The organism is Streptomyces sp. NPDC000941 (assembly GCF_053599555.1).
Genome location: NZ_JBSFMM010000364.1, coordinates 1 through 6,750 on the forward strand (window position 1 = coordinate 1; position 6,750 = coordinate 6,750).

At 68.0% G+C, this 6,750-nt stretch carries 6 protein-coding genes and 4 pseudogenes; 4 read left to right on the forward strand and 6 right to left on the reverse strand.

Translation table 11 applies throughout. From position 1 onward, the window contains the following. Positions 1-118: 118 nt before the first annotated feature. Together ACWDSL_RS50780 and ACWDSL_RS50785 are read right to left on the reverse strand one after the other, a co-directional pair. A pseudogene (locus tag ACWDSL_RS50780) lies at positions 119-368 on the reverse strand (transposase); the annotation flags it as partial. 255 nt (positions 369-623) lie between these two features. Beyond that, the gene (locus tag ACWDSL_RS50785) at positions 624-1,334 is read right to left on the reverse strand and encodes a 2-phosphosulfolactate phosphatase (protein ID WP_450496240.1); all 711 of its coding nucleotides are present in this window, start codon (positions 1,332-1,334) and stop codon (positions 624-626) included. A gap of 304 nt (positions 1,335-1,638) precedes the next feature. On the opposite strand from ACWDSL_RS50785, the pseudogene ACWDSL_RS50790 reads away from it, so the two are divergent. Continuing rightward, a pseudogene (locus ACWDSL_RS50790) lies at positions 1,639-2,102 on the forward strand (Tn3 family transposase); the annotation flags it as partial. A gap of 119 nt (positions 2,103-2,221) precedes the next feature. Here ACWDSL_RS50790 and ACWDSL_RS50795 read toward each other — a convergent pair. After that, complete coding sequence (locus ACWDSL_RS50795; RefSeq protein WP_450496242.1) at positions 2,222-2,860, reverse strand: HD domain-containing protein; 639 nt, start codon at positions 2,858-2,860, stop codon at positions 2,222-2,224. Positions 2,861-3,229: 369 nt separating this feature from the next. On the opposite strand from ACWDSL_RS50795, the gene ACWDSL_RS50800 reads away from it, so the two are divergent. Next, entirely contained in the window at positions 3,230-3,631 is a 402-nt protein-coding gene (locus tag ACWDSL_RS50800) for a helix-turn-helix domain-containing protein (protein ID WP_450496243.1), read from the forward strand. 149 nt (positions 3,632-3,780) lie between these two features. Here ACWDSL_RS50800 and ACWDSL_RS50805 read toward each other — a convergent pair whose 3' ends face one another. The 3 genes and pseudogenes from ACWDSL_RS50805 to ACWDSL_RS50815 all read right to left on the reverse strand — a co-directional run bounded on the left by ACWDSL_RS50805 (position 3,781) and on the right by ACWDSL_RS50815 (position 5,675). After that, on the reverse strand, positions 3,781-4,056 hold the full coding sequence (locus tag ACWDSL_RS50805; RefSeq protein WP_450496248.1) for a nuclear transport factor 2 family protein: 276 nt from the start codon (positions 4,054-4,056) through the stop codon (positions 3,781-3,783). Between the two features lie 117 nt (positions 4,057-4,173). After that, a pseudogene (locus ACWDSL_RS50810) lies at positions 4,174-4,308 on the reverse strand (VOC family protein); the annotation flags it as partial. A gap of 374 nt (positions 4,309-4,682) precedes the next feature. Next, complete coding sequence (locus tag ACWDSL_RS50815) at positions 4,683-5,675, reverse strand: hypothetical protein (RefSeq protein WP_450496245.1); 993 nt, start codon at positions 5,673-5,675, stop codon at positions 4,683-4,685. Between the two features lie 32 nt (positions 5,676-5,707). On the opposite strand from ACWDSL_RS50815, the pseudogene ACWDSL_RS50820 reads away from it, so the two are divergent. Both ACWDSL_RS50820 and ACWDSL_RS50825 read left to right on the forward strand, forming a co-directional pair. Beyond that, positions 5,708-5,896, forward strand: a pseudogene (locus ACWDSL_RS50820) (transposase); the annotation flags it as partial. 109 nt (positions 5,897-6,005) lie between these two features. Further along, positions 6,006-6,476, forward strand: a complete 471-nt coding sequence (locus tag ACWDSL_RS50825) for a hemerythrin domain-containing protein (RefSeq protein WP_450496247.1) — start codon at positions 6,006-6,008, stop codon at positions 6,474-6,476. The last annotated feature ends 274 nt before the right edge of the window (positions 6,477-6,750 follow it).

Below are 6,750 nucleotides of genomic sequence, written 5' to 3' on the forward strand. Positions count from 1 at the left end.
ACGACACGACAGACCACCACTCCCACAGGATCACCGACCCTATGCCCGACCAGCGAAAACACCGTCCTCAAGCCCGGAAAGACAACAGCTTCTAAGGCTGTCACATATGAGGCGAGAGTTATCCCGTGAGGGCAAGGTTGTGAAGCCGGGCGATGCCGAGCATGGCCTGGTGGACGCCATTGCCCTTGAGCCGGCAGTCCCGCAGGATCTTCCAGTTCTTCAGTCGGGACAGGGGCGTGCTCGACGCGGGCGCGTGCTTTGCGGTGAACCTTGTTCCCGGCCTCCGGCTCGGCGCTCAGGTGCTGTTGGCCTCGCCGTCCGCGGTGCGGGATGAGCGCACCGGTGCCCCCGTAGCCGCCGTCCGCGATGATCGGAGCTCCGCGACGGGCCCGGGCAACGCCGGGTTCGGTGCGATGCGGAGATGCCGCGGTCGCGGGCTGGCACCAGCGCACCAACCACGATGTACGCGGTGTCCTTGCGCGGCCGGTGGGTCGGCGAGATCGCCGTTAGTGGGGCGAGACTGTCCAGGATCCGATCTGCCGCGGGCACGGCAACGCAGGAACGCCATCAGCTTCTCAAACTGCGACTGGCTCAATCCGCAGAACGGCTCGGTCCACTTCGGATCATCCGACCGGATGCCGGTCCTCGTCGGTCAGTGAAGGCACGGCGCAGGGACGGAGGACCATGAGCGAGTCTTCCAAGGTCGCCACCATGGCAAAGGGGAACCGGTCGAGCTCAAGACAGAGTGCGACGTCATCAGGATGGGCTCCTTGACGCACACCCTCCGCCAGCTCGGCGGCGGCGCGCGACTCGCCGGCGCGGCGGAGGAACTCAGCCGCATCCGTCCCAGCCTCGGTGGCCCTGCGAGCGATGTATTGAGCGCACGCCAGATCTTCATCGGCCTGCCCGTCGTCGCCAGTGACCACGAACGTGACACTGTCACACTCGCGTGTCCGCAAGAGCCGCGCCGTTGCCTCCGCCACCACGAAGCCGGCGCACAGCACCAGCGACGCCTCCTTGACCGCGAGGGCACCGACCGTCCCTGCCGTGGTCTTCTGCACAACGGTCCGTCCGCCAAGGTCAACAGCTCGCAGCAGGCCCGGCGAGTTGACGGTGTCGAACCCGGGCGTCGGCGGACCGTCTTTGAGCGCCACCCAATCCGGGTGGCGAGCCTTGAGCGCCAGGGCTTCGTCCAGCGACTCAGCAAGAACGATCTTTTCCGCCCCCTGGGCAAAGGCCCAGGCGGCCACCGTGAAAGCACGCATGACGTCGACCACGACCGCCACGGACGGGGCTTCGACCAGCTCAGCGATGCCAAGGAAACGAGCGTCCATCCGGTCATGATCGCGCATGCCCGACCCGAAGCACCCAGCCAGTGGCAGGCATCACATCGACGGTGTCGGAATGCAACACATCCCACTGCCTGCGTCGCGAAAGTGGCCCGCAGTTGGGGGATGATGCCCGATGCCGCAGGTCAATCCGAAGATGCTGCCGCGACTCGCGGAGATCGAGGAGGGGGCACCTGTGTCCCTCGGTGTCCCGACCACCCGCCCCCAATCCACCTGACAACCGTGATCGTCTCACTTGACTTGGTGCGGAGAAGCACAGTCCGCCACCTTCGCCAAGGCCGCCCGCCGGGCGGACCCGGCGCTGCCCGGGGACCAGGGTGCGATCGCCCCAGGGCGCGTACGTGGTGTGGTGTGCGTGCTGGAGCAACTCCACCGCGCCCTGATCCGCCACGACGTGTTCGCCGCGCCCTCGCACCGCTGGTCGGCCCCCGGGCCCGACTGCTGGACGGCCCGGAGTGGGAGGCCGTACGCGAGGCCGTACGCTAGGGCGTCCTCGCCGGGCTGAGCCTGGAGATGCCCGTCGAGGAGCACCCGGCGGAGCTGGTGCGGGGCCTGGACGCGGGCTGGAAGCAGTTCGCGGAAACGCCTCGCGAGGCGGGGCCGGCCGCGGAGGTCAGCATCGAGACGACCGAGAGCGGCCGGGTGAAGCTGAACGTCGACAAGCTCGGTGCGCTCGGCGAGCCGGGGTCCCTGGCCTCGCTGCGCTGCCGCGTCGAGAGGATGCTCCCGAAGATCGACCTGCCGAACCTGCTCGGGCGGTACGCAGGTCGTCGAGGGCAGCCGTTGAGCCGATGGCGGGCCGGCGTGTGGGCGTCCCGCCCGCACGTCTGTCGTTCGTACGCGCCGAGCTGCGCTGTCCGTAGCAGAGGTGGTCATTCGGCCCAGCCGGAGCCCTTGATGACGTCGACGAAGTCGCCGCGGCGGAAGCCGGGAACGAAGTGGGCGAGGACGTCGGCCTTGACGTTGCCGAACGTGGTGTCCGGGCGGTCCTTGATGCCCTCGGTGAACGCGGCGAGGATCCGGTTCTTGAAGTCGGGGCGGGGATGGGCGGCGATCACCGCGGCGCGCTGCTCGTCGGAGACCGCGTGGTAGCCGATGCCCAGGACGTCCAGTTCCACGCCGCGGGTGACCAGGGCAATCTCGGGCGCCATGTGCAGCGGGATCTCCGGGGTGGTGTGCAAGGCGATGGCCGTCCACACCCGCTCGGCCGGCTCACCGGTGATGCCGCGGGCCTGCAGGAAGCGGCGGGCCTCGTCGGCGCCGTCGATCTCGAAGCGCTGGTCGGTACGGCGGAAGCGTTCCGTCAGCCCCAGGTCGTGGAACATCGCCCCCACGTACAGCAGCTCAGGGTCGAAGTCCAGCCCTTGCTCGGCGCCGCGCAGCGACCCGAACAAGAACACCCGGCGCGAGTGGTCGAACAGCAGCGGCGGACTGACCTCGCGCACCAGCTCGGTCGCCTCACGCGCCAGGGCGCTGTCCGGGATCCGCACACCTGCGATCGTCTCGCTCATCAGGGTTTCCTCTCCTTGGCACCTGATCGTTGGACTCCTCCGCCCTCGCCCGTGCCGTGGGCTGGCACCATGTCTGTCCGGCCACATGAACCACAGATTCAGACATGACGCATCGGATCGCCTTCCTCGTGTTCGACGGCGTGACCCTGCTCGACGACAGCCGGGGCCACCACCCACTGGCGCCACGCCCGCACCCTCGCCCGCCGCCACCCTCCCGTACACGTCGAACCGGACGCCCTGCATATTCACGACGGCCGCTACATCACCTCAGCAGGCATCAGTGCGGGCATCGATCTGACGCTGGCGCTGGTAGAACACGACCACGGTCCCGACACCGCACGCGACATCGCCCGCGAGCTGGTCGTGTTCATGCAGCGTCCCGGGGGCCAGTCCCAGTTCTCCACCGCACTGGCCACCCCACCCGCACGCAGCGACCTGCTGCGCACGCTGACCGCCTCAGTGCTCGCCGATCCCACCGCCGACCACAGCCTGCCCGCCATGGCCGCATCCGCCGCCGTCAGCACCCGGCACCTGACCCGGCTGTTCCAGACCGAACTGCACACCACCCCCGCCCGCTGGGTCGAGCGCGTGCGTCTCGACCGTGCCCAGCAACTCCTCCTCGACGGACACAGCATCACCTCCGCCACCCAGCACAGCGGCCTCGGCAGCGACGAGACCCTGCGCCGCGCCTTCGCCCGCCATCTGGGCATCACGCCCACCGAGTACCGCAAGCGCTTCACCACGACACACGATCAGGCCCCGCTGTCGTGACAGCGCTCCAACGCCGATGGCCTCGATTCTCACAAACGGACCGGATGCGAGAGTTCTGCGAGAGCTCCGGAGACGACCACGTTCCCTCAGGTCGCCGTTCGCAGAAGTCCTCTTGAAACCGGCGCGTTGTGCGAGGCACTGGCCCGTTCTTACAGAGCATCGTAGAGGTGGTAGCGGGTGATCCGCCCCTCCCGGACCGTGGTGTGCAGGGCGAACGCGTTGTCGATGTCCCGGCCCGTCTTCTTGACCTCGGAGACCATGCGCCCGATGAGCACTACATCGTCGCCCTCGGCGATGACCTGGCGGAGCTCGAACTCCTTGGCTTGCACATGGGTCTGCAGCAGCTCGAAGAACGTCCGCATGCCCTCCGCCGAGTCGGCGAACAGCGCCGCCGCCTCCGCGCTCTTCCCCTCGGCGAGCAGCACGAACAAGCGTTGCACAGTCTGCGCCGGTGAAGCTGCTGTCATGCGTGGCAGCCGCAAGTCAGCCGAGGCGGGGCCAAGGCCCGCCTGCCCTACGGGTGCACGCCTCTTCGGCGGCCTTCAGCTGAGCTGCTCGGCGAGTCCGACGACGATGCCCTCGGGGCCGCGGACGTAGCAGAGCCGATAGATGTTCTCGTACTGCACGATCTCGCCGACGAGTTCGGCACCGTGTGCTTGCAGGCGGGCAACGACGTCCGTGTGGCACGGCCACGGTAGCCGCTTCTGCCCCTGAGACGGAGCTGACAAGCCGTCCTCGACATCCTCGGCCACATCCCCTTCCAGAACGGCAGGGTTGTTACGAGTCCCCCGCCCGAGGACGCCGAACGCCTGGACATCTGAAACCTGCACCAGCTCCGCCACAGCACCCTCACGCACGACGCCGAGAACAGCACCTGAACCCCGATGCTGCCGTGTACGAACTGCTGTGGTTCCCGCGAGGCGACTCGAGCATCGGCTCGCTACAGGAACAAGGCATCACCCATCTGGGACGAATGGGCCGACGCCAACGACGAACTCGGCTCTGGTGCGCTCGTTGACTTCAGCGCCGGAATGTAGTCACGGGCTCCCCCTTACATGACCTCATCGCTACCCTGAGCGGGACGAGGGCTGCTGGGGACGGGGTCCGGATGGCGAGTTGGGCGACATTCACCTGCCGGTGCGGCCATCCGCGCTACCACCATGGAGACCCGGTGTTCTCCGGCTCCTGCACACACGACTGCTTGTGCACCGCGTTCGGGGTGCCTGCGCCGAGGCCAGGTTACCGGGATCCCGAGCCGTCGGCGCCCAAGCCGGACCGCACCCCGCATCCCGCCTGCCCATTGCAGGACCCGGACTGCCGGGGTTTCCACTTCCACCGCTTTGTGGACGGATGACGGAACGCAGCGTGGCACGAGTCGCTGTAGCCGCGGCTTGATGACGGGGGTGTCCAGAAGGCAGAGATCGAGGGCGCGCGCCAGGAGTTGGACCGGGCGGCCGAGTGCTTGTGTGCGGAACTGCACCGGCTGACCACGCAGCTCACTCCCGCCCAGGATCCGGACCTCTACATGCCCTCTGATCCGTTCATCGTCGACTGGCACGAGCCATTGTTGTACCAAAACCATGCCACCGCCCGTATCGAGCGCCCGGCCCAACACTACGACGCCACCCTGGCCACCCGCACGGCGCCGCTGCTCACGGTTCAGCGGCGCGAACACCTCCATCATCTGGCGCATGGCTGTGCGCATCGGGTCTTCGGAATCGTCGGGCAGGATCTCGCCCCGGCCGCCCATGAACGCCCGGCCGCCATGCTTCCAGCACTGGGCCAGGGTCGCCTCCTGCACAACTAGCTCGCGGGCGCAGGCCAGCCGGTCAGAGTTCGGGGCGACGACGCCCTGCGCCTTCTTCTCCTCGACCCACGGCGACGCGGTGGCCGGCTCGGGCCGCTCGTCCCCGGCGACGGTGCCGGGCACGGCCTTCTCCACGAGCAGGTGGGCCAGGCGGTGGCCGTGGTCGCGGGTCCGGCGGCGCACGATGCGCTCCTGGTCCTCCAGCCCGAACCCGTCCAGCTGTCGGCCGGTCGACACCCCGGATGTACCCCGCGAGCCGCACAGAATCGCGAACCGGTCTGCCCCTGTCCGTGGGTACCGCAGGGCCCAACGTCCACGACAGCCAGGCCCTGATCCCGCTGGTGAAAGGGATACCTCCCATCCGCTCGCGCCGCGGCCCGCGTCGACGCCGATCTGCCAAGCTCCACGTGGACAACGGATACGACGACGCTCACCTGCGGCGATGGTTAACCCAGCAGGTGCGGTAGTGTGTGGGAAGCGTCGCGTGCCGGTGGCAGACCGTGTCAGGCATGGAGGCGCCGGATCGAAGGAGGCCGACGATGTACTCGTCGCACCCTTCGCTCTCGCGTGACTGAGCGCGAGACGACCAGGCTCGTTGCCTGGAGCCAAGAACTCCGTCAGGTGCACCACCGACTACGGGAAGCGCTGGCCGTGACCCGCGCCTCCCTCGCCGACGGCACCCCCGGTGAGGCAGCCACCCGTGAACTGCTGCTGTATTGCCACGGCTTCTGCGCGGCTCTCGACGGCCACCACCAGGGCGAAGACCGTACCCTGTTCCCGGCCATCGCAGCTGCGCACCCAGAACTGCGCCCGGTGCTGCGCTCGCTCGAGCAGGATCACTCGATGATCGCCCACCTGCTCGGCAGCCTCCGTGCCGCGGTCGACCGGGCCGCGCCGCCTGAGGAGCTCGACCGTCACATCGAAGGCATCGCCGCGATTATGGAGAACCACTTCCGCTACGAGGAGCGGCAACTGCTCACTGTGCTCGAAACCCTTGAGCTGGCAGCCGTACCCCGAGAGGTGCTGGGCCCGATATGACCCTGGATCTGAAAGTGGGGGGCGGTGGTGGCCGCCACTCTCAGAATCAGCGACTCGGAGTGATGGATCAGCCGTTCGTAGTCGCGTGTGTCGACGGACGTGCATGATCCGGGCGACCGACCGCTCGACCACCCAGCGGCGAGGCAGGATGAAGATGCTGGGAGTGTTCGGCGGCCGGTGGGGCTTGACCCCTGATCTTGGACACACGAGACACTAGATCTTGAGAATCTGAGAACGGACATCTCGTGGTCATGAAGCACTACCCGCCGGAGTT

Bases quoted from the DNA above. Each gene is read 5' to 3' on its own strand.
- ACWDSL_RS50795 (WP_450496242.1), bottom strand. From the start codon at position 2,860: ATGAGCGAGACGATCGCAGGTGTGCGGATCCCGGACAGCGCCCTGGCG.
- ACWDSL_RS50800 (WP_450496243.1), top strand. From the start codon at position 3,230: ATGCAGCGTCCCGGGGGCCAGTCCCAGTTCTCCACCGCACTGGCCACC.
- ACWDSL_RS50785 (WP_450496240.1), bottom strand. From the start codon at position 1,334: ATGGACGCTCGTTTCCTTGGCATCGCTGAGCTGGTCGAAGCCCCGTCC.